Origin of the sequence: Pseudomonas pergaminensis (genome assembly GCF_024112395.2) — a bacterium.
GTDB lineage: Bacteria > Pseudomonadota > Gammaproteobacteria > Pseudomonadales > Pseudomonadaceae > Aquipseudomonas > Aquipseudomonas pergaminensis.
In genome coordinates this window covers 2,766,319-2,792,437 of sequence record NZ_CP078013.2, presented here as the reverse complement: position 1 = coordinate 2,792,437, position 26,119 = coordinate 2,766,319, and the positions used below count along the sequence as shown (strand labels likewise).

General features: G+C 60.1%; 26 protein-coding genes. 12 read left to right on the top strand and 14 right to left on the bottom strand.

What is annotated here, in order from left to right:
- Nucleotides 1-122 precede the first annotated feature (122 nt).
- The 6 genes from KUA23_RS12695 (at nucleotide 123) to KUA23_RS12670 (ending at nucleotide 4,811) form a co-directional block, all read left to right on the top strand.
- Nucleotides 123-572: a hypothetical protein gene (locus tag KUA23_RS12695; RefSeq protein WP_078048130.1), complete on the top strand. Its 450-nt coding sequence runs from the start codon at nucleotides 123-125 to the stop codon at nucleotides 570-572.
- Nucleotides 572-1,123, top strand: coding sequence for an adhesin (locus tag KUA23_RS12690; protein ID WP_099492648.1), 552 nt, complete (start codon nucleotides 572-574; stop codon nucleotides 1,121-1,123). Before KUA23_RS12695 ends, KUA23_RS12690 begins: the two co-directional genes overlap by 1 nt.
- A gap of 66 nt (nucleotides 1,124-1,189) precedes the next feature.
- Nucleotides 1,190-1,933, top strand: coding sequence for a hypothetical protein (locus tag KUA23_RS12685; protein ID WP_252994055.1), 744 nt, complete (start codon nucleotides 1,190-1,192; stop codon nucleotides 1,931-1,933).
- Between the two features lie 61 nt (nucleotides 1,934-1,994).
- Nucleotides 1,995-2,675, top strand: coding sequence for a C39 family peptidase (locus KUA23_RS12680; protein ID WP_078048127.1), 681 nt, complete (start codon nucleotides 1,995-1,997; stop codon nucleotides 2,673-2,675).
- 38 nt (nucleotides 2,676-2,713) lie between these two features.
- Nucleotides 2,714-3,457 (top strand): hypothetical protein, encoded by a 744-nt coding sequence (locus KUA23_RS12675; protein ID WP_078048126.1) that lies wholly within the window; start codon nucleotides 2,714-2,716, stop codon nucleotides 3,455-3,457.
- 49 nt (nucleotides 3,458-3,506) lie between these two features.
- The gene (locus tag KUA23_RS12670; protein WP_099492644.1) at nucleotides 3,507-4,811 is read left to right on the top strand and encodes a hypothetical protein; all 1,305 of its coding nucleotides are present in this window, start codon (nucleotides 3,507-3,509) and stop codon (nucleotides 4,809-4,811) included.
- Nucleotides 4,812-4,911: 100 nt separating this feature from the next.
- Here the strand turns inward: KUA23_RS12670 and KUA23_RS12665 are convergent, their stop codons facing one another.
- The gene (locus KUA23_RS12665) at nucleotides 4,912-6,237 is read right to left on the bottom strand and encodes a sigma-54 dependent transcriptional regulator (RefSeq protein WP_078048124.1); all 1,326 of its coding nucleotides are present in this window, start codon (nucleotides 6,235-6,237) and stop codon (nucleotides 4,912-4,914) included.
- Nucleotides 6,238-6,579: 342 nt separating this feature from the next.
- Between KUA23_RS12665 and KUA23_RS12660 the strand changes: the two genes are divergently transcribed.
- Nucleotides 6,580-6,840, top strand: coding sequence for a DUF1652 domain-containing protein (locus KUA23_RS12660; RefSeq protein ID WP_078048123.1), 261 nt, complete (start codon nucleotides 6,580-6,582; stop codon nucleotides 6,838-6,840).
- A 66-nt stretch (nucleotides 6,841-6,906) separates the two neighbouring features.
- Here the strand turns inward: KUA23_RS12660 and KUA23_RS12655 are convergent, their stop codons facing one another.
- From KUA23_RS12655 to gnd, 3 genes are read right to left on the bottom strand one after another with little or no spacing between them, the layout of a single operon-like run.
- Nucleotides 6,907-7,731, bottom strand: coding sequence for an HAD family hydrolase (locus KUA23_RS12655; protein ID WP_252994054.1), 825 nt, complete (start codon nucleotides 7,729-7,731; stop codon nucleotides 6,907-6,909).
- The gene (gene zwf, locus KUA23_RS12650) at nucleotides 7,728-9,251 is read right to left on the bottom strand and encodes a glucose-6-phosphate dehydrogenase (protein ID WP_078048121.1); all 1,524 of its coding nucleotides are present in this window, start codon (nucleotides 9,249-9,251) and stop codon (nucleotides 7,728-7,730) included. The genes KUA23_RS12655 and zwf overlap by 4 nt, the downstream gene beginning before the upstream one ends.
- Nucleotides 9,248-10,231: a phosphogluconate dehydrogenase (NAD(+)-dependent, decarboxylating) gene (gene gnd / locus KUA23_RS12645; protein ID WP_034104618.1), complete on the bottom strand. Its 984-nt coding sequence runs from the start codon at nucleotides 10,229-10,231 to the stop codon at nucleotides 9,248-9,250. Before gnd ends, zwf begins: the two co-directional genes overlap by 4 nt.
- 270 nt (nucleotides 10,232-10,501) lie before the next feature.
- Here gnd and KUA23_RS12640 point away from each other — a divergent pair, with 270 nt between their 5' ends.
- The 4 genes from KUA23_RS12640 to KUA23_RS12625 all read left to right on the top strand — a co-directional run bounded on the left by KUA23_RS12640 (nucleotide 10,502) and on the right by KUA23_RS12625 (nucleotide 15,307).
- A complete protein-coding gene (locus KUA23_RS12640; protein WP_143523178.1) occupies nucleotides 10,502-10,681 on the top strand; it encodes a DUF6026 family protein in 180 nt (59 codons plus the stop codon).
- Nucleotides 10,682-10,840: 159 nt separating this feature from the next.
- Nucleotides 10,841-12,598, top strand: coding sequence for a phosphoethanolamine transferase CptA (locus tag KUA23_RS12635; protein ID WP_099492638.1), 1,758 nt, complete (start codon nucleotides 10,841-10,843; stop codon nucleotides 12,596-12,598).
- Nucleotides 12,599-12,712: 114 nt separating this feature from the next.
- Nucleotides 12,713-14,941: a TonB-dependent siderophore receptor gene (locus tag KUA23_RS12630; RefSeq protein WP_346356402.1), complete on the top strand. Its 2,229-nt coding sequence runs from the start codon at nucleotides 12,713-12,715 to the stop codon at nucleotides 14,939-14,941.
- 144 nt (nucleotides 14,942-15,085) lie between these two features.
- On the top strand, nucleotides 15,086-15,307 hold the full coding sequence (locus KUA23_RS12625) for a hypothetical protein (RefSeq protein WP_078048118.1): 222 nt from the start codon (nucleotides 15,086-15,088) through the stop codon (nucleotides 15,305-15,307).
- Nucleotides 15,308-15,416: 109 nt separating this feature from the next.
- On the opposite strand, the gene KUA23_RS12620 is transcribed toward KUA23_RS12625, so the two are convergent.
- The 4 genes from KUA23_RS12620 to KUA23_RS12605 all read right to left on the bottom strand — a co-directional run bounded on the left by KUA23_RS12620 (nucleotide 15,417) and on the right by KUA23_RS12605 (nucleotide 18,304).
- Nucleotides 15,417-15,908 (bottom strand): GNAT family N-acetyltransferase, encoded by a 492-nt coding sequence (locus KUA23_RS12620; protein ID WP_099492636.1) that lies wholly within the window; start codon nucleotides 15,906-15,908, stop codon nucleotides 15,417-15,419.
- 172 nt (nucleotides 15,909-16,080) lie between these two features.
- The gene (zapE, locus tag KUA23_RS12615; RefSeq protein WP_252994053.1) at nucleotides 16,081-17,184 is read right to left on the bottom strand and encodes a cell division protein ZapE; all 1,104 of its coding nucleotides are present in this window, start codon (nucleotides 17,182-17,184) and stop codon (nucleotides 16,081-16,083) included.
- Nucleotides 17,185-17,199: 15 nt separating this feature from the next.
- Entirely contained in the window at nucleotides 17,200-17,535 is a 336-nt protein-coding gene (locus KUA23_RS12610) for a nuclear transport factor 2 family protein (protein ID WP_078048115.1), read from the bottom strand.
- A 52-nt stretch (nucleotides 17,536-17,587) separates the two neighbouring features.
- Entirely contained in the window at nucleotides 17,588-18,304 is a 717-nt protein-coding gene (locus KUA23_RS12605) for a helix-turn-helix transcriptional regulator (protein ID WP_252994052.1), read from the bottom strand.
- Nucleotides 18,305-18,464: 160 nt separating this feature from the next.
- On the opposite strand from KUA23_RS12605, the gene KUA23_RS12600 reads away from it, so the two are divergent.
- Nucleotides 18,465-19,511, top strand: coding sequence for an aldo/keto reductase (locus KUA23_RS12600; protein WP_214497640.1), 1,047 nt, complete (start codon nucleotides 18,465-18,467; stop codon nucleotides 19,509-19,511).
- Between the two features lie 54 nt (nucleotides 19,512-19,565).
- Here the strand turns inward: KUA23_RS12600 and pepN are convergent, their stop codons facing one another.
- The 6 genes from pepN to KUA23_RS12570 are packed head-to-tail and all read right to left on the bottom strand — an operon-like array spanning nucleotide 19,566 to nucleotide 26,066.
- Nucleotides 19,566-22,223 (bottom strand): aminopeptidase N, encoded by a 2,658-nt coding sequence (gene pepN / locus KUA23_RS12595; protein ID WP_252994051.1) that lies wholly within the window; start codon nucleotides 22,221-22,223, stop codon nucleotides 19,566-19,568.
- A 13-nt stretch (nucleotides 22,224-22,236) separates the two neighbouring features.
- Nucleotides 22,237-23,067, bottom strand: coding sequence for a DUF2797 domain-containing protein (locus KUA23_RS12590; protein ID WP_078048111.1), 831 nt, complete (start codon nucleotides 23,065-23,067; stop codon nucleotides 22,237-22,239).
- On the bottom strand, nucleotides 23,064-23,324 hold the full coding sequence (locus KUA23_RS12585; protein WP_016972751.1) for a YeaC family protein: 261 nt from the start codon (nucleotides 23,322-23,324) through the stop codon (nucleotides 23,064-23,066). Before KUA23_RS12585 ends, KUA23_RS12590 begins: the two co-directional genes overlap by 4 nt.
- A gap of 14 nt (nucleotides 23,325-23,338) precedes the next feature.
- The gene (locus KUA23_RS12580; RefSeq protein ID WP_252994050.1) at nucleotides 23,339-24,208 is read right to left on the bottom strand and encodes a rhomboid family intramembrane serine protease; all 870 of its coding nucleotides are present in this window, start codon (nucleotides 24,206-24,208) and stop codon (nucleotides 23,339-23,341) included.
- Nucleotides 24,205-25,179 (bottom strand): metallophosphoesterase, encoded by a 975-nt coding sequence (locus KUA23_RS12575; protein ID WP_177409511.1) that lies wholly within the window; start codon nucleotides 25,177-25,179, stop codon nucleotides 24,205-24,207. Before KUA23_RS12575 ends, KUA23_RS12580 begins: the two co-directional genes overlap by 4 nt.
- Entirely contained in the window at nucleotides 25,176-26,066 is an 891-nt protein-coding gene (locus KUA23_RS12570) for an NAD(+) kinase (protein ID WP_003217892.1), read from the bottom strand. Before KUA23_RS12570 ends, KUA23_RS12575 begins: the two co-directional genes overlap by 4 nt.
- Between the last annotated feature and the right edge of the window lie 53 nt (nucleotides 26,067-26,119).

Below are 26,119 nucleotides of genomic sequence, written 5' to 3'. Positions count from 1 at the left end.
TCACTTTGCCGTGTGTTAATTCCAACCGATTGAATAGCAACGAAAAATCAAAAGCGGCACGGCTTCTGCTCTCTCCTTGACAACGCTGTTTAGGGTCAGCGTGAAGAATAAGGAATGCCGCCGTGATCACACTCACTCAAGGTTCGATGAACGTACTGCTGGCCAGCTGTGTACTCAGCGCCAGCATCAGTTTTCCGACCCTGGCGGGTGACGGCGTGATCGTGACAGGCCGCGACGTACAGGGTCACATGTACGGTCGACCTGCATTCGGTAAAGACCCCTACCCCACCACTGCTAACGCCAATCCGAGTCGCGAGATTCTGAGTTCCACGGGAGAACTCAGTGACATGGACATCCGTGGCATCAGCAGTGGCTCGAGTATCACTCGCTCTGTCCTTCCAAACGGCACTATTCCTGGACTGAACAACACCCAGGGCAGTGTGTCGACACTCGGTTCCGGCACAGCCGTCGGCCATGGTGCCGGTGCCGCCATGGGCGGGCAGATCAGTGACTCGATCCAGCGTGGCATGGCGCCCTTGAACGGTATCGGCAGCATGATGGGGGGCAAATAATGAAACCTTCCCTGCTCCTTCTCGCCCTGCTGGGCAGCGCCTCGGTCATGGCTGACAACACCGCCGTGATGAACAACAGCGGCCAAGCCTACAACGGCAACTTGATGATCAACCAAGCAGCCGGCAACCAGCAGCAGACCGCCAATAACCGCGCCGTTGCGCTCGGTGGCCAGGCGACGACCAGCAATATCCAGCGGATGGACGGCAAGGTCGACCCCTCCCTGAACGCCAAGGCGGCGATCGAAGGTACTTCTTTTACCAATGGCAACGGCATGTTGGGCATCAACCAATCGGCCGGGGCCAATAACCAATCAGTCAATGCGGTGCGGATCAGCGTCAATCCTGGCCCGCAAAGCATCGACGACAGCGTCCTGTTGCAACAGAACACGACGACGCTGGCAACCGACTCAGGGCTCACCCCCACCACTGGCAGCCGCCAGGTCGTGACAAGCGACCAGGCCTTCACCGGCAGCCGAGGAGTGATTCAGGTGAACCAGAGTGCTGGGGTGGGGAACCGAGTGGCTAACACCCTGGGCATCACTATCAAGTAACCGCTTGGTAGCACGCGTAGACCGTACCAACACTTAACCAACTAATTAGAAGCAAGGAGAAACACCATGAAACCTCAAATGGCCCTGAAACCAATGGTTTTCGCTCTCGCCGCACTCATGGCTGCTGCTGCTCAAGCAGGTGGCTGGCACCCAGCGCCTCAAGCTACCGGCGTGGTTGCCTCCGTAGTGACTGATGTTCAAAACAGCGCGGGCAACAAATTCGACGACACCAAGACTGAAAACAACGCCTCTGCCGATGGCTCGGTAACTGGCAACAGCGGTAACACCGGTGTGAACGTTCAAGCCGGCAGTGGCAACCAAGCCGACAACTCCGGTGCCATCTCCAGCGCCAAAGGCGACTTCGCAACCGTGTTTGCCGTGGTCGATGTAAATCAAAACAGCGGGCTGAACAACTTCGTCAACAAAGGCACTCAAAACAACGCCTCCCTGGACAACTCGGCTAACGGTAACTCCGGCAACCTGGGCTACAACGGCCAGGCCGGTCAAGGCAACCAAGGCAAAAACAACCTGGCAATCACCACGGCTGATGGCAAAAACATCGCAGCCGCCGCCAACACCGAGCAAAACTCGCTCGCCAACAACTACCTCAACACCGCTGCTACCAGCCACGGTTATGGTTATGGCAGCAAACCTCAGTATGTATCGAACAACTCCAGCCTCGACAACTCGGTTAACCGCAACTCTGGCAACGTAGGTGTGAACCTGCAATCCGGTGCCGGTAACCAAGGCAGCAACAGCCTGTCGATCGGCCAGGGTTGCAGCGTCTGCGCCAGCGGCGTGCGCTTCTGATCCAACGGGGCCTTGGCAACAAGGCCCTTTTTTATTCCAGTGTCCAGCAGGTCAGACGATCATGCGCCTCGCGACCCTCACCCTCCTGATGTTGCTCACCGGCCCTACCTGGGCAGGCACCATGGCGATCTCTGCCATGCCTGGCGGTGCAGTCATCTACAAGAAGGTCGAGAGTATCCGTGAACGCCGGTTCGCCAACCTGGTGGAACAGAAAACCGATTTCAGCTGCGGTGCTGCGGCACTCGCCACCATTCTGCGCCAGGGCTATTGGCTCGACGTCGACGAAGACCATGTGATCAAAGGCATGCTGGTCAATGCAGACCAGGACCTGGTACGCACCCAGGGTTTTTCCATGCTGGACATGAAGCGCTACCTCGAAAGCATCGGCATGCGTGCCCGGGGCTACAAGATCGGGCCGGAAACCCTGGCGACGGTGAAAATCCCCGTGGTGGTGCTGCTGGAGATTCGTGGCTACAAGCACTTCGTGGTCTTGCAGCGCGCGGACAAGGACTGGGTCTACATTGGCGACCCGGTGCTCGGCCACAAGCGCTACTCACATGATGACTTCGTCAATGGCTGGAATGGCATCGTCTTTGCCGTGCTGGGTGAAGGTTACGACAAGGCCAACGCCTTGCTCGACCCGCCCCTGCCCCTGACCGCCAAGAACCAGTTGAATGAGTTCAGGCCGGTTGGCGATGCCGAGCTGATGGATTTCGGTTTCATCCAGAGCGACTTCTTCTAAGAAGCGCAATAAGGGGCAGGACGCTCCAGGAGCAGAAGATGAACACTCCCCGTTGGCTGACGGTCTTGTGTCTGGCAGCCTCAATGCCCGCTTATGCTTCGTCGGGGTTCAAACCGATCGAACTCAAGGACTCGGAAATGGCCGAACTGCGCGGCCGCTATGTGATGCCGGGGCGAATCATCAGCTTCGGTATTGTCATGAGCAGTACGTGGACCAATGCCGTGGGCGACACCATCACCGGCAAGGCCAGCATGCAAGTCGACTCGTCCACCATCACCCCGCAGTTCTACGTACAGACCACCGGCTCGACAGGTAACGGAACAAACCCCAACACGGGCACGGGTAATGTCAGCGGAGGGGCCGGCCTGGGCACCGGTTCGGGCGTGACCCAAAGCGTGCGCACCGCCGGCGACGGCAACACCGCCTATAACAATGTCGGCATCAACGTCACCGAGAACGGCTTTGCCCCTTCCAACGTCGTGCAATCCGGGCATGTGCTGGTGGCCGGCGGCACCGTGACCGGCGATAGCGCGGCAGGCCGCGTGAGTGTGTCGGCCAACAATGGCGGCTTGCAGATGGCGATCCAGGGCAACCATAACCAAGGCAATAGTCTCCAGCAGATTGGCGGCGGCCAAGTACTGCAAGGCACTGTATTGACGGGTGATAGAAACTTCGTCAGCAACATGACCCAGCTCAATGTGGTGATGAACAACGGTTTGAACAACCCGGCACTCAATTGCAATCTTGATCAACTCAAAGGCCTACGCACTCTCGGTTATTGAACTACGCTGACCCTCGACACTTACGCATTAGAAAAGGACGGCTTATTTCATGCATCGATCGTTATCGCTACGTGCGGTGGTCTGTTTAAGTACGCTCTTGCCCGGATCCATGTTGTATGCCGCGCCAGATGCCGATATCGAAACCCTCAAACGAGAACTTCTGGAACTCAAGCAGCGGTACGAAGTGCAGCAAAAAGCCTTGGCGGTGTTGGAACAACGTGTGCGCCAGGTCGAAGATACGCCGTCGACACCAGCGCCCAAGCGCCTGGCGAAGTCCCCTGCAGACTTCCAGAAGGCCAGCGGTGCCACCGTGGCAGGCACTGGCGCTGCGGCCGCATCCGGTGGAGCGGGCGGCGGGGGCAGTTCTTATGGCCAGTCCCTCAAGGACGATTCGGCGCCCGCGCAAAGCGTGAGCAACCTCTATAACGAAGCCAGTGGCTTTTTTGGCAACGGCAAGTTCAGCTTTGAAACCGGCATTACCTACGCGCGCTATGACGCGCGCCAACTCACGCTTAACGGCTTCCTGGCGCTCGACTCGATCTTCCTTGGCAATATCAACCTGGACCGAATCAAATCGGATAACTGGACCCTGGACCTGACCGGCCGCTATAACCTCGACAACCGCTGGCAGTTCGACGTGAACGTGCCGGTGGTGTACCGCGAATCAACCTACCAGTCCGGTGGTGCTGGCAACAATGGCAACGCCACGTCTGAGGAGTCGGTAACCCGCGACCCCACCATTGGCGACGTCAACTTCGGCTTGGCCTACAAGTTCCTGGACGAAACCCCTACCCTGCCCGATGCCGTGGTGTCGTTGCGCGTAAAAGCGCCTACGGGCAAAGAACCGTTTGGCATCAAACTGGTACGCTCCACTGCCAACGACAACCTGTATGTGCCGGAAAACCTGCCGACGGGTAACGGCGTCTGGTCTATCACTCCGGGCATCTCGCTGGTCAAGACCTTCGACCCGGCCGTGTTGTTTGGCTCGTTCTCCTACACCCACAACTTCGAAGAGTCGTTTGACGACATCAGCAGTGACGTCAACCAGAAAGTCGGCGGCAAAGTCAGCCTGGGTGACAGCTTCCAGTTTGGCGTCGGCGTAGCCTTCGCGCTGAACGAAAAAATGAGTATGTCGTTCTCGGTCTCAGACCTCGTGCAGCGCAAGAGCAAGCTCAAGCCCAACGGTGGGGACTGGCAATCGGTGGTGTCCAGCGATGCGAACGCCGGCTACTTCAACGTGGGGATGACCATTGCCGCGTCGGATAACCTGACGATCGTGCCGAACCTGGCGATCGGCATGACGGATGATGCGCCTGACTTCACGTTTAGTCTGAAATTCCCGTACTACTTCTAGTGGTGTGTTCGAGGGCCCCTCAAGACCACCATTGCCGACAGCCGAAAGGAAAAGCCCCGCAACGATAAGGGTCGTTGCGGGGCTTTTCGGTTTACCCGCCCTAGCGGATCTGGTGTTTGTGCAGCAACCGGTAGAACGTGGGCCGGGAGACCCCCAGCACGCGGGCCGCGACACTCAGGTTGTCGCTGTGCCGGTTGAGCACGTCGCACAGCGCCTGGCGTTCGGCGCGGTGTTTATAGTCTTCCAGTGTAGCCATCGGCGGCGAAATTGCCTGTTGCCCAGGCAATCCCAGATCAACGGCTTCTATCTGGCGCCCTTCGGCCAGTACCAGGCCCCGGCGCACACGGTTGGCCAGCTCGCGGACATTGCCCGGCCAGGCGTGTTTGCCCATCGCGACCAGCGCCTCGTCACTGAAGCTGCGCGGGCGCCGGCCGGTTTCCTGGCTGTAGAAACGTGAAAAGTGGTTGGCCAGCATCGCCACGTCTCCATGGCGCTCACGCAGCGGCGCGGTGACCACTTGCAAGACGTTGAGGCGGTAGTACAAGTCTTCGCGAAAGGTGCCCTTCTCGACTGCGGCCTCAAGGTCCACGTGAGTCGCCGCCAACACCCGTACATCCACCGGAATCGGCTGGCTGCCACCCACGCGCTCGATCTGTTTCTCCTGCAGGAACCGCAGCAGGTTGGCTTGCAGTTCCATCGGCAAATCGCCGATCTCGTCGAGAAACAGCGTGCCGCCGTTGGCCGCTTCAATACGCCCGACCTTGCGCTGATGGGCGCCAGTAAACGCGCCCTTTTCATGGCCGAACAGTTCGGATTGGATCAAATGCTCCGGAATCGCCCCGCAATTGATCGCCACAAACGGCTTGGCGTGGCGTTGGGATTGGCGATGCAGGGTCTTGGCGACCAATTCTTTACCGGTGCCGCTGTCACCGCGGATCAATACCGGGGACTCGGTGGGCGCCAGTTTGGCCAGCAATTTGCGTAATTCGCGGATTGGCCGGCTGTCTCCCAGCAACTCATGCTCGGGCTCATCCACGGGGGTGTGGCCCTTGCCCCGCAGGCGCGCCATGCCGAAGGCGCGGCCCAGGGTGACCTGCACGCGAGCCACATCGAACGGCAAGGTATGGAAGTCGAAAAACCACTCACAGACGAAGTCGCCCACATTTTGCAGGCGTAACACATCCTGGCTGAGGACGGCGATCCACTCGGTACCGCTACGGCCGATCAGTTCCTTGACCGCCTCGGGGCGCTCCAGATGGTAAGGCTGCAAGCGCAGCAACCCCACGTCGCAGGAGCGCTCGCCCACTGCCTCAAGGGCACAGCTGTCCACCTCCCACCCAGCGGTGCGCAAACCGGGCAATAGCCCGTGGCAGTCGTCACAGGGGTCGACCACGAGCAAGCGACGCTGCACAGGTGTAACAACCATGACTATTCCTTGGCGTCAAAATTGTTAAAGTTATTTAGAAACAACGGTTTGTGAAGCCTGGCGGTAACACTAGCAAGGTCTTGACGCGGCCCTTGTACCGTTTCGCGATAAGTCTGGGCAAAAAGCCACCTCGCCACGCTTAGCGCAAAAAAGTTCAGGGTTGCCGAAACTTTCAATCAGCTTTCAAAACAGCCGCTTACATGACGTTAATCACTAAACATCGAAAATAGTTGCTCTAACATGTGACCCGTACCCCGCCATCGTGCATCAGTACAAGTAACCCGCCGCACGGTCAGCCCAACCGCCGGCACTCACTTGAATGGGCAATGAGAGAGAACCCACATGAACGCCCCGCTCCGCATCAACGAAGCTCTTTTGATCGCAGACCGTGCCTTCCAGCCCTTTCAGTGCGTGGCCTGGCACGATGGCAATGGCGCCCTCAGCCTGAGCGTCATCGACCGCACCAATACCCGTATCGGCAGCAAACAATTGTCGTCGAGCACCTATAGCGACCCGGCGCAGTTGGAAAACTTGCTGTTGCAAGCCCGCGCCGAACTCGACAAAGATGGCCACCAGTTGCAATCCTGGGCAATGCCGAAGTAAGTCGGCACTGTAACTTGCGCGCCGTGGATTAATGGCGCGCAAGTTCAGTGTTAGAGCGTCAGTTGCTTATTGGGCGGCGAGGATAAACCGTTCAATGGCTTGCGCCGCGCCATCCTCGATGTTGCTGCCGGTCACCACACTGGCCTGGCGCTTGACGGCTTCTTCCGCCTGCCCCATCGCAATCGAAAACCCCGCCACGTGAAACATCGCCGGGTCATTGCCGCCATCACCGATCGCTGCCGTCTGCTCAATAGGCACACCCAGGTGCGCGGCCAAGGTCTTCAAGGCCTCGCCCTTGTTGGCCAGCATCGCCGTAACGTCCAGATACACTGGCTGTGAACGCGACACATGGGCCAACCCCTGCACCTTAGGCTGCAATTGCGCCTCCAGTTCCACCAGCAACTGCGTGTTGTTACTGGCGGCGACGATTTTGTCGACCCGGTCCAAGTAAGGTTCGAAACTCTCCACCACGACCGGTCCGTAACCCAGGCCATCAGCCTCGCGCTGCACCATGGGCCCCGGCGGATCACGGCGCAGCCAGTCGCCATCGGCAAACACCCACACTTCCACGTCCGGCTCGCCCGAGAACAACGCCAGCGTCACCAGTGCCGCTTCCGCCGGCAGATGATGGGCAACCAGGATGCTGCCATCCGGGTTAATCAGGGTGCCACCGTTAAAGCCCGCCACCGGCACATCGATACCGAAGGCTTCGATCAGTTGCAACATAGCCTTGGGCGGTCGCCCGCTGGCCAAGCTGAAAAACACCCCGCTGTCGCGCAGCGCACGCACCGCGTCGGCAGTGCGTTGGCTGAGGCTGTGATCCGGATGCAGCAAGGTGCCATCCACGTCACTGAGGATAAATCGGATGGGATGAATCGCTGCGTCACTCATCCGAGGCTATGCCAGGTACGGCCATCACGGGCCAGCAAGGCATCGGCGGCTGCCGGACCATCTTCACCCGCCTTATAGGCCTGGATGCCATCGTCTTCCTTCCAGGCATCGAGGAACGGCTGCACCGCACGCCAGCCGTTTTCGATGTTGTCGGCGCGCTGGAACAAGGTCTGGTCGCCGGTCATGCAGTCGTAGATCAGGGTTTCGTACCCGGTCGATGGCTGCATCTCGAAGAAGTCCTTGTAGGCAAAGCCGAGTTGGATATTCGCCATGTCCAGGGTCGGCCCGGGCTTTTTCGCCAGCAGGTCGAACCACATGCCCTCGTTGGGCTGGATCTGGATTTTCAGGTAGGTGGGCTTGAGCTCGTCCACCTCGGTGTCGCGAAACTGCGCATAGGGCGCCGGCTTGAAGCAGATGACGATCTCGGTGTCGCGCACGCTCATGCGTTTGCCGGTGCGCAGGTAGAACGGCACGCCGACCCAGCGCCAGTTGTCGATCATCACCTTGAGGGCGACAAAGGTCTCGGTGCTGCTGTCAGGCGCCACATTGGCTTCTTCGCGATAGCCCGGCAGTTGCTTGCCGCCGATTTCTCCGGCGGTGTACTGCCCGCGCACCGAGTTGGCCCGCGCATCTTCCAGCGACCAGGGGCGTACCGCACCAATCACCTTGGCTTTTTCACCGCGCACAGCGTCGGCACCAAAGGCCGCGGGCGGCTCCATGGCCACCATCGCCAGCAACTGGAACAGGTGGTTGGGCACCATGTCGCGCAGGGTGCCGGTTTTTTCGAAGAAATTGCCCCGGGTTTCAACGCCGACGGTTTCGGCGGCGGTGATTTGCACGTGGTCGATGTAATGGTTGTTCCAGAACGCTTCGAACAGCACGTTGGAGAAACGGCTGATCAGGATGTTCTGCACCGTTTCCTTGCCCAGGTAATGGTCGATGCGATAGATCTGCTTCTCGCTCATCACCTTGAGCAGGCTGGCGTTCAGCGCCTCGGCGGTGGCCAGGTCGGAGCCGAAGGGCTTCTCGATGACCACGCGACGGAAGCTGTCGTCGGTTTCCGTCAGCAGGCCGGCACTGCCCAGGCGCTGCACCACTTCGCTGAAGAAGCGCGGTGCGGTGGCCAGGTAGAACACCGCGTTGCCGGTGCCACTGTCGGCGATCTTCTTGCCGATGTCGGCATAGGTGCTGTCGTCGAGAAAATCGCCCTCGACGTAGCTGATACCCTTGGCCAATTGCGCCCACAGCTCAGGGTCCAGGGCATTATCGGCGTTGCCCTTGACCTTGCTCGCGGCCTCGGTGCGAATGAAGTCCTCGAGCTTCTTGGCGAAGTCGGCATCGCTGATGGCGTTGTGGTCAACGCCGACAATGCGCAAACCGTCGCCCAGCAAGCCGTCACGGCTGAGGTTGTACAGCGCCGGCATGAGCAGGCGCTTTACAAGATCACCATGGGCACCAAACAGAAACAGGGTGGTGGGCGGAGCGGGTTCGGCCTTGGGTTTCTTGCCGTTGGCGGTCATTTTTTGGAAGTCTCCACGTGACCACCAAAGCCGAAGCGCATGGCAGAGAGCATTTTGTCACCGTAGGTGCTTTGCTGGCGCGAGCGGAAGCGGGCGAACAGCGAAGTGGACAGCACCGGTACCGGCACGGCTTGTTCCATGGCGGCTTCGATGGTCCAGCGGCCTTCGCCACTGTCGGCGACCGAGCCGGAGTAACCGTCGAGTTTCGGGTCGGTGGCCAGGGCGTCGGCAGTCAGGTCCAGCAACCAGGACGAGACCACGCTGCCACGGCGCCAGACTTCGGCGATGTCAGCCACGTTGAGGTCGAAGCGCTGGTCTTCCGGCAGGTTTTCCGAGTTCTTGGTCTTGAGGATGTCAAAACCTTCGGCGAACGCCTGCATCATGCCGTACTCGATGCCGTTATGGATCATCTTGACGAAGTGCCCGGAACCCGCAGGGCCGGCGTGGATGTAGCCCTGCTCGGCACGCGGGTCGGCGCTGGCGGAACGGTCCTTGGTGCGCGGGATGCTGCCCAGGCCAGGGGCCAGGCTCTTGAAGATCGGATCAAGGCGCTGCACGGTCTCGGCATCGCCACCGATCATCATGCAGTAGCCACGTTCCAGGCCCCAGACGCCGCCGGAGGTGCCGACGTCGACATAGTGCAGGCCTTTTTCAGCCAGGGCCTTGGCCCGGCGAACGTCGTCCTTATAGTTGGTGTTGCCGCCGTCGATGATTGCATCACCGTCTTCCAGCAGCGTGCTCAATTCGTTGATGGTGTCTTCGGTGGGCGCGCCCGCTGGCAACATGACCCACACGGTGCGCGGCTTTTGCAGCCCGGCAACCAGGGCCTTGAGGTCGGCGACGCCGGTGGCGCCCTCTTCGCTCAGGCCTTTTACAAATGCTTCGTTACGGTCGTAGACAACGGTGGTATGCCCATTGAGCATCAGGCGCCGTGCAATATTCCCGCCCATGCGGCCTAGTCCGATAATCCCCAGTTGCATGTGCTGATGCTCCTAACTACTAAAAAATGTGTGACATAGTTTATAGCGCAATGAGGCTAATGAGGGTTAGTCCAGCGCGGTTACGTGTAGTTTCATGGAAAAAAGTTGCCATCGTTTCACCATCACGGCACAGAAAGTCACACGACCATCAAAAATAAAAAAGTTCCCTTGCCCGCAAAAAGAATTCAGAATTACCTCCGACTGCTGCCGAGAACCTCGACTCAAGCGTTCTGGCACACCGCGATACACCGGCTATTTGCGAGGTAAGCAATGAGCACTGCACAGATGAACCGTCCGCCACAGACCCTCTACGTCACTATCCGTCGTGACGAGCTGCGCCAGTTGAAAGACGAACGCGAACAGTTGCAGCAGGAAGTCATGCGCCTGCGCTCGCACATCATCCAAGCCCAGCTGGACCAGCCTACCGGCGCCCAGCCTGCACTCTGCTAAGCCTGGTCATCACTTTGTAAGATAACGTCTACACAAATCTCACAAAGTTTTCACACGCCCCTCCCGATACTCCCGCCCGAAGGGCCACCCCATGCAAGGGTGGCCTCTGTTGCGCGCAGTCCTGCGTGTCGACTGAAAATTACCGGGTTGGAGCGCTGGATGGCGATGTTCGAACGCAGCACCAAGTCTGCGAAAGGCTTTGATTGGGCTGGCCTTGGCTGGCTATTCCTGTTTTTCTGGTATTTCTCGGGTATTACCCAACTGCTGATCCAGCTCAGCGGCACGGCCGGTTTCAGTGGTTTTCGCCAAGCGTTCTTCATGAGCGCGATCTGGCTGGCGCCGCTGCTGATATTTCCCCGTCGTACACGTTTGATCGCCGCCTTGCTCGGTGTGGTCTTGTGGGCCTGCTCCATGGCCAGCCTGGGATATTTCTTTATATACCAGCAGGAATTTTCCCAAAGCGTCATCTTCATCATGTTCGAGTCGAACATCTCCGAGGCAGGTGAGTACGCCACACAATACTTCGCCTGGTGGATTGTGCTGGCGTTCATTGCCCACACCGCCGTCGCCATTTTCCTCTGGACCCGCGTACGCCCCGTTTACCTGCCGCGTGGCCAGGCACTGCTGGCGGCGACCGCGATCCTGGTGGGCATCATTGGCTACCCGTTGGTCAAGCAGATCGCCCGCAGCGATACCCTCGACGATGCCCTGGATCGCTTCGAATCGCGCATCGAGCCCGCCGTGCCGTGGCAGATGATCGTCGCCTACCGCCGCTACACCGAGCAACTGGACAACATGCAAGGCATGCTCGACAGCGCCAGCCAGATTCCGCCATTGACCAACCTCAAGGACACCATGGCCGGCCAACCGTCGACCCTGGTGCTGGTGATCGGCGAGTCCACCAACCGCCAGCGCATGAGCCTCTATGGCTACCCGCGCAACACCACGCCAGAGCTGGACAAGCTGCGCGACCAACTGGCGGTGTTCGACAACGTCATCACCCCGCGCCCCTACACCATCGAAGCACTGCAACAGGTACTGACCTTCGCCGACGAAGAAAACCCGGACCTGTACCTCAAGACCCCTTCGATTGTCAGCGTGATGAAACAGGCGGGCTACAAGACCTACTGGATCACCAACCAGCAGACCATGACCAAGCGCAACACCATGCTCACGACCTTTTCCGAACAGGCCGACGAGCAGGTGTACCTGAATAACAACCGCAACCAGAACGCCCGCCAATACGACGGTGATGTGCTGGCACCGTTTTCCAAGGCCCTGGCCGACCCGGCGGAACGCAAATTCATTGTGGTGCACCTGTTGGGCACCCACATGAGCTACCAGTACCGCTACCCGCCGACCTTCGACAAATTCACCGACCGCCAGGGCGTCCCGGCGGGTGTGAGCGACGATCAACTGCCTACCTACAACAGCTACGACAACGCCGTGCTGTACAACGACTTCGTGGTGTCGAGCCTGATCAAGGACTACGCCAAGACCGACCCGAATGGCTTCCTGCTGTACCTGTCAGACCATGGCGAAGACGTGTTCGACTCGGCGGGCCACAGCACGTTGGGTCGCAATGAAGCCAACCCGACGGCGCCGATGTACACCATCCCGTTCATGGCCTACGCCTCGCCGAAATGGCGTGAAACCCACGACTGGAGCTTTGCGGGCGACTTGCAGCGGCCTTACAGCAGCTCGCAGTTGATTCACACCTGGGCGGACCTCGCCGGCTTGAGTTTCAACGAGCTGGACCGTACAAAAAGCCTGGTAAGCGACAACTTCAGGCCGCGCCCGCAGATGATCGGCAACCCCTACCTACGCCAGCAGAAGCCGCTGATCGACTTCAGCCTGATCAAGCCCAAGAAGGTCAACCCGACCGATGTGGTGCTTCAGGAACCGCCCGCTCTGTAATAGAAAGATAACAATCATTCTCGTTTAAGCCTAAAGTTCCCCTTCTCCTTTCGTCTTTGAGCCATGGCCTTTTCTTACTGAGAAGGCCGCAAAGACGACAAGGAGTCTTCCGCGATGTTCGCGCCCTTTACCCGTTCCATGACCCTCAGCCTCGGCCTGTTAAGCGTGGTCGCCAGCCCGGAGCTGCTGGCTGAAACCGTCCCCGAAAACAAAACCCTCGAACTCGGCGCCACCAGCATCACCGCCGAAGGCCTGGGTGCTACCACCGAGCACACCGGGGCCTACACCACCGGTTCCATGAGCACCGCCACCCGCCTGAACCTGTCGGTCAAGGAAACCCCGCAATCGATCTCGGTGATCACTCGCCAGCAGATGGATGATTTCAATCTCAACACATTGACCGATGCGCTGCGCCAGACCACTGGGGTGACAGTCCAGCACTTGGATTCGGACCGTGCCGGCTACTCATCGCGGGGCTACTCCATCAACAATTTCCAAGTGGATGGCATGCTCAATACCTTTGGGCGCATGAAGTCCGACTCCGACACCATCATCTACGACCGTATCGAGGTGGTACGCGGCGCGACCGGCCTGACCACCGGTGCGGGCGACCCCTCGGCCACGGTCAACATGATCCGCAAGCGCCCGACTTCGCAGTGGCAAGCCAAAGCGGGCGTCAGCGGCGCCAGCCATGACAACTACTACAGCTACCTGGATGTGGGCGGCCCACTGGCCTTTGATGGGCGCCTGCGCGGACGTACCGTGATGGCTTACCGCGACAGCCAATCCTTTCGCGATAATTACGCCCTGCAAAGGGAAGTCGGCTACGGCATTCTCGAGGCCGATCTGACAGACGATACCGTGGTAGCCGTAGGCTTCGATTATCAGAACAAACATGTGCAGGGCACCTCATGGGGCACACTGCCCTATTGGAACAGCGATGGCAGTAAGGCTCGCCTGTCGCGCTCCGCCAATATGGCCACCGACTGGAGTTCCTGGCCGCTCAAGGACAAGACCACCTTTGCCTCCCTTGACCACAAACTGTCCGAGAACTGGCGCCTGAAAGCCGCCTATACCCACCGGCAGAGCGATACCGACGGCAAGGTGTATTACGGCGGCGCGGGTTTCCCGAATCCGGACGGTAGCGGCATGACCGCCTGGACCAACCAAATGGTCGGTACCTCGAAGATGGATGCCGTGGACTTCAACCTCGCCGGCGCCTACTCACTGCTGGGACGCGAGCATGAATTGATGTTGGGGTATGGGGAGTCGCAGCAAAGGGATTCTTCACCCTACCAGCGTTACAGCACACCCGAAGGCTACGAAACCATCCCTGATTGGCAACACATGGGCGGGATCGTCAAGTTCCCCGACCGCACTACCGGGCTCAAGGGCCCACACTCACGCAAACAACAGAAGGCCGGTTACCTGGCCACTCGACTGAACCTGACCGACAGGCTGCACGCGGTACTGGGCAGCCGCTATGGCAGTTGGGAAATCGAAAGTACCCCGGCTGAATACGACGCCAATAATCAACGCGTCCCCGAACCCAAAACCCGCCAGACCCACAACGACATGTGGACGCCCTACGCCGGGCTGCTCTACGACCTGACGCCGGAATACACGGTGTATGCCAGCTACACCGATATCTTCAACCCGCAGGACGAACGCGACGCCAGCAAGAAGTACTTGGAGCCGGTGGTGGGCAGCAACTATGAACTCGGCCTCAAGGGCAGCCTGCTGAACGAGCGGTTGAACCTGGCCACTGCGTTTTTCTGGAGCACCCAGGATAACGTAGCTGAACTCGACAACACCGCCCCACCAGACCCGGTCACCCGCGAGCAGTTCTACAAATCCGGTGGCAAAGGCAACAAGGTGCAGGGCTTTGAAGTCGAGGTGTCAGGCGAAGTGATGCCCGACTGGAACCTCACCGCTGGGTACACCTATACCCACTCGCTCAACGGCGATAAGCAACGCAACAACACCGATCAGCCGATGAACTTGCTGAAGATGTCGACAGCCTATCGCCTGCCCGGTGAATGGCGCGGGTTGACGGTGGGGGGTGCTGTCAATTGGCAGAGCGACTTCTACGCATTTGCCGGGCGTCCAACGGGTGGCCGCGATCAAGACGGCGACCTCATCACGACACCGACCAAGATCACCCAACAGGCCTATACCGTCGTCAACCTGATGTCGCGCTACCAGTTCGACGAACATGTCTCGGCGTCGGTCAACGTCAACAATCTATTTGATAAAAAATATTACGAACGCGTCGGTTTTTATAATGGCGTGTATTGGGGCGACCCGCGCTCGATCACCTTGGCACTCGACTGGAAGATGTAAGAATTTATAACCCGAAGTTAACGAAATTGTTAACTTCGGGATTTTTTAGCGTTAATTCCTACTTAATAAACCCACCCCACACTCGCCCCATGAATCTGATCAAGGACAGAGCGGATACCGATCACTCTTAATGGGAACACTGCCATGAAACTCTCGACCTTGATGCTTGCCAGCCTGATGACCCTGACGTCTGCCGCCGCCTTTGCCGAAGGCGGTTCCGAGCGTTCGAAGGAGTTCTACAACAACTTCACGTTCATGCAGCAAAAGACTCACGGCACGGCTGAACAAACAGCTCAGGCTGATGGCAAGAACGTCAAGAAAGAGGCGGCCGATCAATCCACCGCTGAGCAACAACCGAATACTTGATTCAACGGCATACCTGATTTAACCGCACTCCCCCTTACCATCCCGCTCCTTTGGCTAGGGTCTACTTGGCGCCATTTAATACATGGCGCCTTTTTTTGCCTGTTATTTATTAAAGCGGTTTATTCCAGAACAACATGCGTCCGTGGGCGGGATCAAATACCGAGTCATCAAACCCAAACTTGCGATACGCCGATTGCGCCACGGCATTTCCCTCCAGCACCTCCAGGGTGATCTTGCAGCAGCCGCGCTGGCGGGCGATCTCCTCGACCTTCTGCAGCATTTTCTGGCTCAGCCCCAAACCACGAAACGAGTCCATCACCACCACATCGTGGACGTTGACCAGCGGACGGCAGGCAAATGTGGAGAACCCTTCAAAGCAATTCACCAAGCCCGCCGGTTCACCGCCGACAAACGCCAGCACGCTGAACGCATGGGGACGCTTGGCCAGCTCGCCCGGCAGTTGCTCCAGCAGGTCAGCGGGCAGGCTGTGGCCACCGCCCATGGGGTCTTCAGCATAGTGGTTGAGCACACGGCCAATCGCTTCGGCATGCACGGGGTTGGTGTAGCTGGCTTGCAGCACCAGGATATCTGGGGTGTCCATGTCCATCCTCGATCACAACTAAAAGGGAATCGGCTCCCTGTGTGGGGCACGATTGTAAGCATGGAGCAGGTGTCAGATGAAGGAGATTAACTACAAAAATGCGCCTGAAAACGCGAAGGTTCAGCGGGTGTAAAAGCGCAATCAGGCGATTCCTGGATTTTTTCGCACAGACTCAGCCGAAACGCTGCAACTGCATTTCCTGCAGCCGGCTCAGCGTCCTGCGGAAGGGAAATTCCAGGTAGCCTTCGGTATAGAGACACTCCAGCGCCACCTTGGCCTCGATGAACAGCGGCACTCTTCGGTCGTAGCATTCGTCCACCAAGGCGATAAACCGGCGCACGCTGTCATCGTGCACCGACAACTGCGGCAATTCACGATCACCAGCCACCACGCGCTGCGCGCCGTCTTCGGTGCCACGGGCAATCCGGCCAGGGCGTTTTTGCGCGCTGAGGTTGGGCACTTCACCCAGCAGGATCGCCTTGAAGCGATCGCACAGCAGCATGAAGTCCATCGCCGCCAGGGGTGGCTCGCACAAGTCGGCGTAGCGGCACCAGAGCACCGTGTCGCTGGCCTGCACGGCGATGATGGAACGATGCCCCACCACCACCGGCCCGCTGCAGGTTGGCTGGCTTTCAGCTAATTGCGCGAACACGCCGGCCAGTGCCTCGGGCTGGTTGACCCAGTAACGCTGAATGCCTACCCCCGGGTGCAACCGGTGGTCCTCTACGCCATCCACCGCGACCACGTGCATATGCTGCTTTATCGCCGCTATCCCCGGTAAAAAGCGCTCGCGGTTGAAGCCCTCGGCGTACAGTTGGTCAGGCGGCTGGTTGGACGTGCAGACCATCACCACACCTTCCTCGAACATCACCTGGAACAGGCGCCCAAGGATGATCGCGTCGCCGATGTCATTGACGAACAACTCATCGAAGCACAGCACGCGCACTTCCTGGCTCAGCTCCCGCGCCAGGGCCTGCAAGGGGTCCTGGATGCCCGTCAGCTGGAACAGGCGCTGGTGCACCCAACCCATAAAGTGATGAAAGTGCTGGCGCCGCGCAGGCACCCGCAGGCTCTGGTAGAACTGGTCCATCAGCCAAGTCTTGCCACGCCCCACGGGGCCCCACAGGTAAACGCCGGTGATCGGCGCATGGCCGTGATGCAGGGCTTGGTGGCAGTCTTGCAAGGCGTCCACGGCGCGGCGCTGGGCGTCATCGGCGACGAAACCCTGTTGAGCGATGGCGTGTTGATAGGCAGCGAGGGGCGAGTCGAAAGTCATGCCCGCGATTATGACCTACAGGGAAATATCCAGCCGTGAAATCTTGCCCTGTTCGTTCAACCGAAAGGTGTAGCGCAGCTCCAAGGGGCTGCCCGGGAAATTGCCGGACACGCTGTTGCTGACCAGCACCTTGCCGGTACGGTGTTGCACCTTGAGCACTTCGACCCGCGGCTGATAACGACGCCCGGTGTCTTCCATCCAGCGCGCAATCGCGGCAGTGCCGACCTGGTGCTGGCCCTCATCGAACACGTTGGCATCCTCGGCAAAGCACTGGGCCACAGCCGAGGTGTCGAGGGTGTTGGCCGCCGCGATATAGGCCGCGATGGCCGGTGCCAACTCAGGAATAGACATGGCACAGCTCCTTTCTTGGTGATTTGTGAGGCCATGCTAAGCCAGTGTTGTGTCAGTTTTTGTCAGGAGTAAAAGGCCCGGATACATTTTGCTCCAGCAGCTTGCGCCAGGCCCGCAGCCAGTCACTGCGGCGCCCCGGATAACGCTCGCCGAGCGCTTGGGCACTCGCCACGCGGTCGGTGCGGAAAGTGCGGTAGGCGCCGCGCAGCTCACACCAGGCCACGACTACCCGCACCTCATTCAAGAAACCCAGGGCCAGGGGCCAGATCAGGCGCTGGCTCTGGGTCTGGCTGGCGTCCGCATAGTCGATATGCAGCTTGGCCTGGCTGCGAATAGCCTCGCGAAACACGTTGAGGGGGACGCGGTTTTCCGGGTAACCGAACCCAGGCGGGCCGGGCAACAGCGTAGGGTTGCGCAAGGCTTCCTGGGCGGCCGGGTCGAGTACGTCGGCGATCTTCGCCAGGGCATTGGCGGCGGCGCGGCTGAGCACCTCATCGCCGCGCTGGTCCACGTAGCGCAAGCCGAGCACGATGGCTTCGGTTTCCTCGGCGTTGAGCATCAAGGGCGGCAGAAACAAGCCACTGCGCAACACATACCCTACCCCCGCCTCGCCAAAGATAGGCGCACCCAGGGCGGTCAATTCGGCGATATCACGGTACAGCGTACGCTCGGACACCTCCAACTGCGCCGCCAGCACGGCAGCGGTCACCGGTCGTTTCTTGCCCCGTAGGGCCTGCAGCAAAGTCAGTAGACGAGTGGTACGCGACACAAGAATGCCCGCCGAGAAGGAAAAAGTGACGCAGCTTAGCAGAGCCTCCTGTCAGAAAACGTCAGCAGTAAAAAAGCCCCTTGACCGAATACATTACCGAGATCATATTAAATACATGTTACTAAACATGTAAGAAAATCACTGCCTCAGGAGTCCTTGTATGCGCAATAAAGTCTTTGGCCGCCGCAGCGGTCTGCAGGTATCTGAACTGGCCTTGGGCACCGGTAATTTCGGCACGGGCTGGGGCCATGGCGCCGAGCGCGATGAGGCCAAACAGATCTTCGACGGCTACCTTGAGGCCGGAGGCAACTTCCTCGATACCGCCAACGGCTATCAGTTCGGCCAGGCGGAAAAGCTGCTGGGCGAATTTATCGCCTCCGAGCGCGACAACCTGGTCGTGGCCACCAAGTACACCCTGCGCACCCAACCGTCCGATGAAGGCACGATCAGGCTCGGCAACAACCGCAAGAACCTGGTCCGCTCGGTGGAAGAAAGCCTCAAGCGCCTGAACACCGACCGCATCGACCTGCTCTGGGCGCACATGAGCGACAACGTCACGCCCATGGAAGAGATCCTGCGCGGCCTCGATGACTTGGTCCGCGCCGGCAAGATCCACTATGCCGGCCTGTCCAATTTCCCCGCCTGGCGGATTGCCCGCGCCGACCTGTTGGCCGAAGTGCGCAGCTTTGCGCCCATCATCGGCATCCAGGTGGAATACAGCCTGGTCGAGCGCACTGCCGACCGCGAACTGCTGCCGATGGCCGAAGCCCTGGGCCTGGCCGCCACGCTGTGGTCGCCCCTGGGCGGCGGCTTCCTGACCGGCAAGTACCGCAACACCCAAGACGACAACCGCGCCAACAAACTCGGGATCCTGGTGCACGCCGAGCACAGCGCCCGCGAAACCGCGGTGCTCGACGCGCTGCTGGCGGTCGCTGGTGAAGTCGACGCCACCCCCACCCATGTTGCCATCGCCTGGTTGCGGGAAAAGGCACGGCGCTCGACCACGGCGCTGATCCCGATTCTCGGCTCGCGCACCCGCGCGCAACTGGACAGCACCCTCGGCGCCCTCGACGTGCAACTGTCGGCCGAGCAGGTCACCCGCCTCGACACCGCCAGCGCCATACCGCTGGGTGTGCCGCACGGGATCATCGCCGAGCGTTTCCCCCTTGATAACGGCCTCGACACCCCTCGCCCGCCCGTTATCTGAGGCGAAAAAAAAACGGCCTGTTAGACAGGCCGTTTTTTTATTCAACGTGGCAGCTTAAGCCAGGCTTTTGCTGACCACCTCAAACACGTCACTCGACAACTCACCGGACGCCAGGATGCGCTCCAGCTCCGCCTTCATCAGCGCCTGACGCGCGCTGTCGTATTTGCGCCAGCGGGTCAGCGGCGCCAGTTGGCGCGAAGCGATCTGTGGGTTGAAGCCATTGAGCTGAATCACCAAGTCCGCCAGGAAGCGATAACCCGAGCCGTCCGCCGCATGGAAGTTGATCAGGTTCTGCCCGGCAAAGGCGCCGATCAAGGCACGCACCTTGTTCGGGTTCTTCAGTGTGAACGCTGGGTGCTCCATCAACGCCTTGACCCGCGCCAAACCGCCCGGCAACGTGCTGCCAGCCTGCACGCTGAACCACTGGTCCATCACCAGCGGGTTGTCCTTGAAGTTTTCCGCAAACACCGCCAGCGCCTTGGCCTTCTCTGCTTCGAATGGCGAATTCACCAGCACCGCCAGCGCGGTCAGGCGCTCGGTCATGTTGTCGCTGGTGTCGAACTGTTCGATGGTCGCCGCCAGCACTTGCGGCTTGCCGCTGAGCATCAGGTACGACAGCGCAATGTTCTGCAACGCGCGACGGGCAAAGTGCTCGGCGGCCGCCACGTATGGCGTTTGCTTGGACAGTTCGCGATTGGCCTGGTAGCGCAGCCAGAGGGCTTCATGCAGGTTGTCCGCCAGTTGCTTGCGTGCGAATTCACGGGCGGCGTGGATGGCATCCACATCCGCCACGTCGCTGATTTCGGTCAGGTAGGCCTCACCCGGCAACGACAGCATTTCTGCCACCATCGCCTGGTCCAGGCTTTCGTCGCTCAACACACTGCGCAGCGCAGTGATCAAGCGCTGATCCATGTGCAAGGCCTGGCCCTGTTGATGCTGGGCGATCAACTCCTGCAACACCTGCACCGACAACTGCTGGCCGGCATCCCAGCGGTTGAAGCCGTCGCTGTCATGCTGCATGAGGAACATCAGTTGGTCGCGGGTGTACGGGAAGCTCAGCTTGACCGGCGCCGAGAACCCACGCAGCAGCGAAGGCAACGGCTGCTCGGCGATATCAACGAAGGTAAAGGTCTGCTCGGCCTCGGTCACCGAGATCACGCGCGACGTGGCGCCTGCGGCCACTTCACCGGCCAGGCGCAAGGCAATACCAGCGCCCTTGGCGTCCAGCAAGCCCAGTTCCACCGGGATCACGAACGGCAGTTTTTCCACCTTGTCCGGGGTTTCCGGGCAGCTTTGACGGAAGGTCAGGCTGTAGGTCCTGGCCGCGGCATCGTAGGACTCGCTCACCGCCAGACGCGGCGTGCCGGCCTGGCTGTACCAGCGTTTGAACTGGGTCAGGTCGGCGCCGTTGGCGTCTTCCATGGCCTTGATGAAATCGTCGCAGGTCACGGCCTGGCCGTCGTGACGTTCGAAGTACAGGTCGCTGCCTTTGCGGAAGCCCTCGGCGCCGAGCAAGGTGTGGATCATGCCGACCACTTCCGAGCCCTTTTCGTACACGGTCAGGGTGTAGAAGTTGGAGATCTCGATAAAGCTGTCTGGGCGCACCGCGTGGGCCATCGGGCCGGCGTCTTCGGCGAACTGGTGGGTACGCAGGTACGCCACGTCCTGGATGCGCTTGACCGTGGCCGAGTTCATGTCGGCCGAGAAACCCGAATCACGGAACACGGTGAAGCCTTCCTTGAGCGACAGCTGGAACCAGTCGCGGCAGGTCACGCGGTTGCCCGACCAGTTGTGGAAGTATTCGTGGGCAACAATCGCCTCGACCCGCTGGTGCGCGGCGTCTGTCGCGGTTTCGGCGCGGGCCAGCACGGCACTGGAGTTGAAGATGTTCAGGCCCTTGTTTTCCATGGCGCCCATGTTGAAATCATTCACCGCCACGATCATGAAGATGTCGAGGTCGTACTCGCGACCGTAGGTTTCTTCGTCCCAGCGCATGGATTTTTTCAGGCTGGTCATGGCGTGCTGGCACTTGTCGATGTTTTCCGGCTCGACGTAGATGCGCAGCGCGACCTCGCGGTTGGTCATGGTGGTGAAGGTGTCTTCGACACACCACAAATCACCCGCAACCAGCGCAAACAGGTACGCCGGCTTTTTGAACGGGTCTTCCCAGGTTGCCCAGTGACGGCCATCTTCGCCGGGGCCGCTGGCGATCGGGTTGCCGTTGGACAACAGGATCGGGTAGCGGTGTTGCTCGGCGATCACCGTGGTGGTGAAGGTGCTCATCACGTCCGGGCGGTCGAGGTAATAGGTGATCTTGCGGAAGCCTTCAGCCTCGCACTGGGTGCAGAACATGGTGCCGGACTTGTACAGGCCTTCCAGGGCGGTGTTGGTTTCCGGGTGGATTTTTACCGTGGTATCCAGGGTAAAAGTCTCGCTCTTCGGATGCACCGTCAGGTGACTGTCGGTCAGTTGATAATCATCGGCCGTCAGTTCCTGATCGGCCAGGTTCACACTCAACAGCTCCAACTGCTGGCCGTCCAGCACCAGCGGCGGCAAACCGGCGCCGCGCTCAGGGTTGCGGCGCATCACCAGTTGCGCGTGAACCAGGCTGTGGTCCTCGAACAACTCGAAGGTCAGGTGCGTCTCTTCGATCAGGTAGTCCGGCGCCTGATAGTCCTTCAGGTAGATCATCTTCGGTTGTTCGGTGCGCATGGGTGGCATCCTTCTACTGATGCACGGCGAGCTGGTAGGCCGTGTACTTACGAATGTTGATAACGCCGGTGTCGAAGATCAGGTATTGGCCCTTGATCCCCAGCAGCGTGCCTTCGGCAATCGGGTTCTTGTCCAGGTTGAAGCTGACGATCTTGGTCGGATACTGCTCGACCGGATAGCGGATTTCGATCGGCTCAATGTCGGCAATCGTTTGGATGGCCTGCAGGCCAAAGCGTTCCTGCAGACTCACCAGGCCTTCGGCGCAGGAGGCGAACAGCTCGTCACGCACCTGCTTGAGGTCGACGGACTGGGCGTCGCCCTTGAGCAGCGCGCGCCAGTTGGTCTTGTCGGCCACCTGGCTGCGGAACAGGTCCTCGACGAAGCCGGATTGCTGGCGGGTCGCCACGCGCATGATCGGCAGCGCCTGGCTCGCGCCTTGGTCGAGCCAGCGAGTCGGCAACTGGGTGGCGCGGGTGATGCCGACCTTGATCCCCGACGAATTCGCCAGGTACACCACATGGTCGGTCATGCAGAATTGCTCGCCCCAGCCCGGATCGCGGCAGGTGCCGGCGTCGTAGTGGCAACGCTCGGGGCTCATGATGCACAGGTCACACTGGGCCAGCTTGGTCATGCACGGGTAGCAGTACCCCTGGCTGAAGCTGGTCTTGGTCTTGCGGCCGCAATGGCTGCAATGGATGGCACCGAGGTATTCCAGGCGCACGTGAGTGCCGATCAACGGGTTGACCGGCACCTCGGCATCGCCCAGGCGAAACGCGTATTGAACGGTCGGCTCACCGAGTTGCGCCGACATTTTGCTGACTGCACCACGACCAATTTCAATCAATGGATCGCATCCGACTTGAACAGGATATTCGGTACTGGCGCGGACTTGGATGCGCATTCCTGCGGGCCCATGTAGCCGGTGCGCTGGTCTTCCGGCAGGTTCTGGATTTCCCAGGCGATCACCGCTTGCAGGGACAGCTCGCGCTGTTCGGCAGTGAGCTTGCGGCCATCGGACCACTTGCCGATTTCCACGGCGAGCTTGAGGCTCTCGTAGATGTCCGGAGTGATGTTTTCAATCATTTCAGCAAAAGAGGACATAAGGCTCTTCCTTATCAAAGAGAGGCTTTGCGGCGGCTGTACAGCCCACCCAGCAAACCCGTCAGGCAACCGATAACCAGGCCGCCGACATGGGCAGCATTGGCGATTTCGCCGAAACCGATCATCGAGACCAGCCCCGACAGGCAGAGCAGCAACCACACCAGCATCATCACCAGCACCCCACGGGGCAGGCGATAGGCCGGATTAGGCGACAGCAGTTGAAAAATCCAGCAATGCCCGAGCAGGCCATACAGCACGCCGGACAACCCACCGAACAGGCCGGGGCCGCCATAAACATATTGAGCGTAGTTGGACACCAGGCTGAACAACAGCGTCAGGCCCAGCAAGTTGATGCTGCCCTGGCGCGCTTCGATGCGCCGGCCCAGTTCCCAGTACCACATGCCATTCATGGCGAGGTGCAGGATGCCAAAGTGGATCAGCATCGGCGTGACCAGCCGCCACCACTGCCCCGCCGCCAGGCTGTCGGCCAGCGGTGTGAACTGGATGTACTCGCCGACGATGCGGAACTGCAGGAACGTCAGCCAACTCATGGCTTGCAGGTTTTCACCGAGCAAGGTCACGGCGCCGACGATGATGCTTGCCAGCAGCACCAACGCGGTTAACGGGCTGTGCCGCAGTTGCTGGAGAAACCCAGGGCGCTTGATCGGCGCCTGCTCGGGAATGTCCAGTTGCTGGTCCGGGTCACCCGCAGGAAAGCGTTGGTAAAGCACGCGCACGTCGTCGCTGATGTTCTCGGGCACCCACAACACCTGCTCACCCGCCTCTTCGCTGACACGATGGGGCACTTGCATGCGTTGCAGCAACTGGACAAAGCCGCCCAGGTCGACGCTCAAGGGCAGGCGTAATACCGCCACAGCACTCATTTGATAACCTCGGGTCGCTCTACGTCGACCCATACGAATTTATTCGGATCCAGGCGGGTTTCCTGATCCAGGCGATAAGCCACCAGCTTGCCGTACAGCACGGCGCTGTAGTCCAGGCACGCCAGGTTCTCGCGGATCGGCGCCGGTTTGCCGCTGCGCCAGTAATGGCCGACGAACAACAACGGTTCGTCGACGCCGTAGCGCAGCAGGGAATTCTTTTCGGTGGACGACAACGGCGTACGCGCCACTGGCTCCGGCAAGGCGTCGGGCTGGAACACGATATCGCCGTAGGTCTTGGGGTCGTCTTCCCAGAACTTGGTGCGAAAGAACGAGCGCGTCAGGCCATCGCCACCGGTCAGCGTAAGGCCGTGCGGCAGGCGCATGTCGGTACCGCGCAGCAGGCGGTCGAAGGCGTTGCAGGCAAAACTGCCCGGCACGGCGGCGGCCTGCAGGAAGTGCTGGTCGATGCAACCGTCCGGGAAGGTCGCGCGCAGCGGCTGGATAAAGCCGTCGTCCCAGCACGCATGCACCACGCGGAAGCGCCCAGCGTCGACGAACAGCGGCATGTCATAGAACCAGCCGAGGAAGTCATGCCAGTCCGCCGGGTGGTGTTCGAACTGGGTCAGGGTCTCCTGGATCAACCGTGCATGCCGTGGGTTGTGCTCGCGCACGAACTGCTTGCCACTGCCCGGCGGCGCCGGTGTGGTCCAACCCAGGGCGTTGAACTCGTGGTTGCCCATGATGCACAGCGCCTGGCCAGCCTCGGTCATGTCGTGGACGATATGCAGCGCCTCGCGGATGCGTGGGCCGCGGTCAATGATATCGCCGAGGAACACCGCCATGCGCGACGGATGACGCCAGGTGCCGCCCTGCTTGTGGTAGCCCAGCAGGTCGAGCAAGTGCTCAAGGGTGTGGGCGCAACCGTGCACGTCACCAATCAGGTCGTAGCTACGCGCGGGATCGAGCATCAGTCGCCTCCACCCCCCAAGCGGCTGCCCCAGCCCAGCTTGGTGCGGCACACTTCGTAGTAGTTGTGGTCCAGCGGGTGGATCAACCGCAACTTCTGTGCCTTCTTGCTCACGGTGATGGTGTCACCGGGGGCGCAGGTGAAATGGTTCTGACCGTCGCAGGACACCTGCGGGTAGATCTGCATGTCTTTGGAGACCACGATTTTCAGCTCACTGTTGCCGTCGACCACGATGGGCCTGCTCGACAACATATGGGGATACATCGGCACGATCACAATGGCATCCAGCTTGGGATGCATGATCGGCCCACCTGCCGACAGCGCGTAGGCCGTGGAGCCGGTGGGCGTGGCAACGATCAGGCCGTCGGCCTTCTGGCTGCACACGAATTGGCCGTCTATATAGAGTTCGAACTCGATCATCCGCGTCGACTTGCCGGGGTGCAGCACCACATCATTCAAGGCATCGCCCTGGCCGATGGCTTCGCCGTGGCGGCGCACTTCGGCTTGCAGCAGGAAGCGGTTTTCCACCAGGTAATGGCCGTCGAGCACCTTGGCGACTTCGACTTCCAACTCATCGGGACGGATATCGGTGAGGAAACCCAGGCTACCCCGGTTGATCCCCAGCACCGGTACGTTGTGCCGCGCCAGGGCACGGGCGGCGCCGAGCAGGCTGCCGTCGCCGCCGACCACGATGACCATGTCGCAGACTTCGCCTAGCATCTTGCGCGACGAGGTTTGCAAGCCGTGGCCCGGCAGGATTTCAGCGATGGTGTCTTCGAGGATCACATGCAGGTGGCGTTCCAGCAGGAACTTTTTCAGCCGGCGGACGGTGTCCAACACCTGGGTACTGCCCAGGCGACCGATAATGCCGATATTGCGAAATTGCTCCATGGGGCTCCTGCGGGATGTGGGGTGTGGCAAAAAAGAACGATTATGGGCGAAAG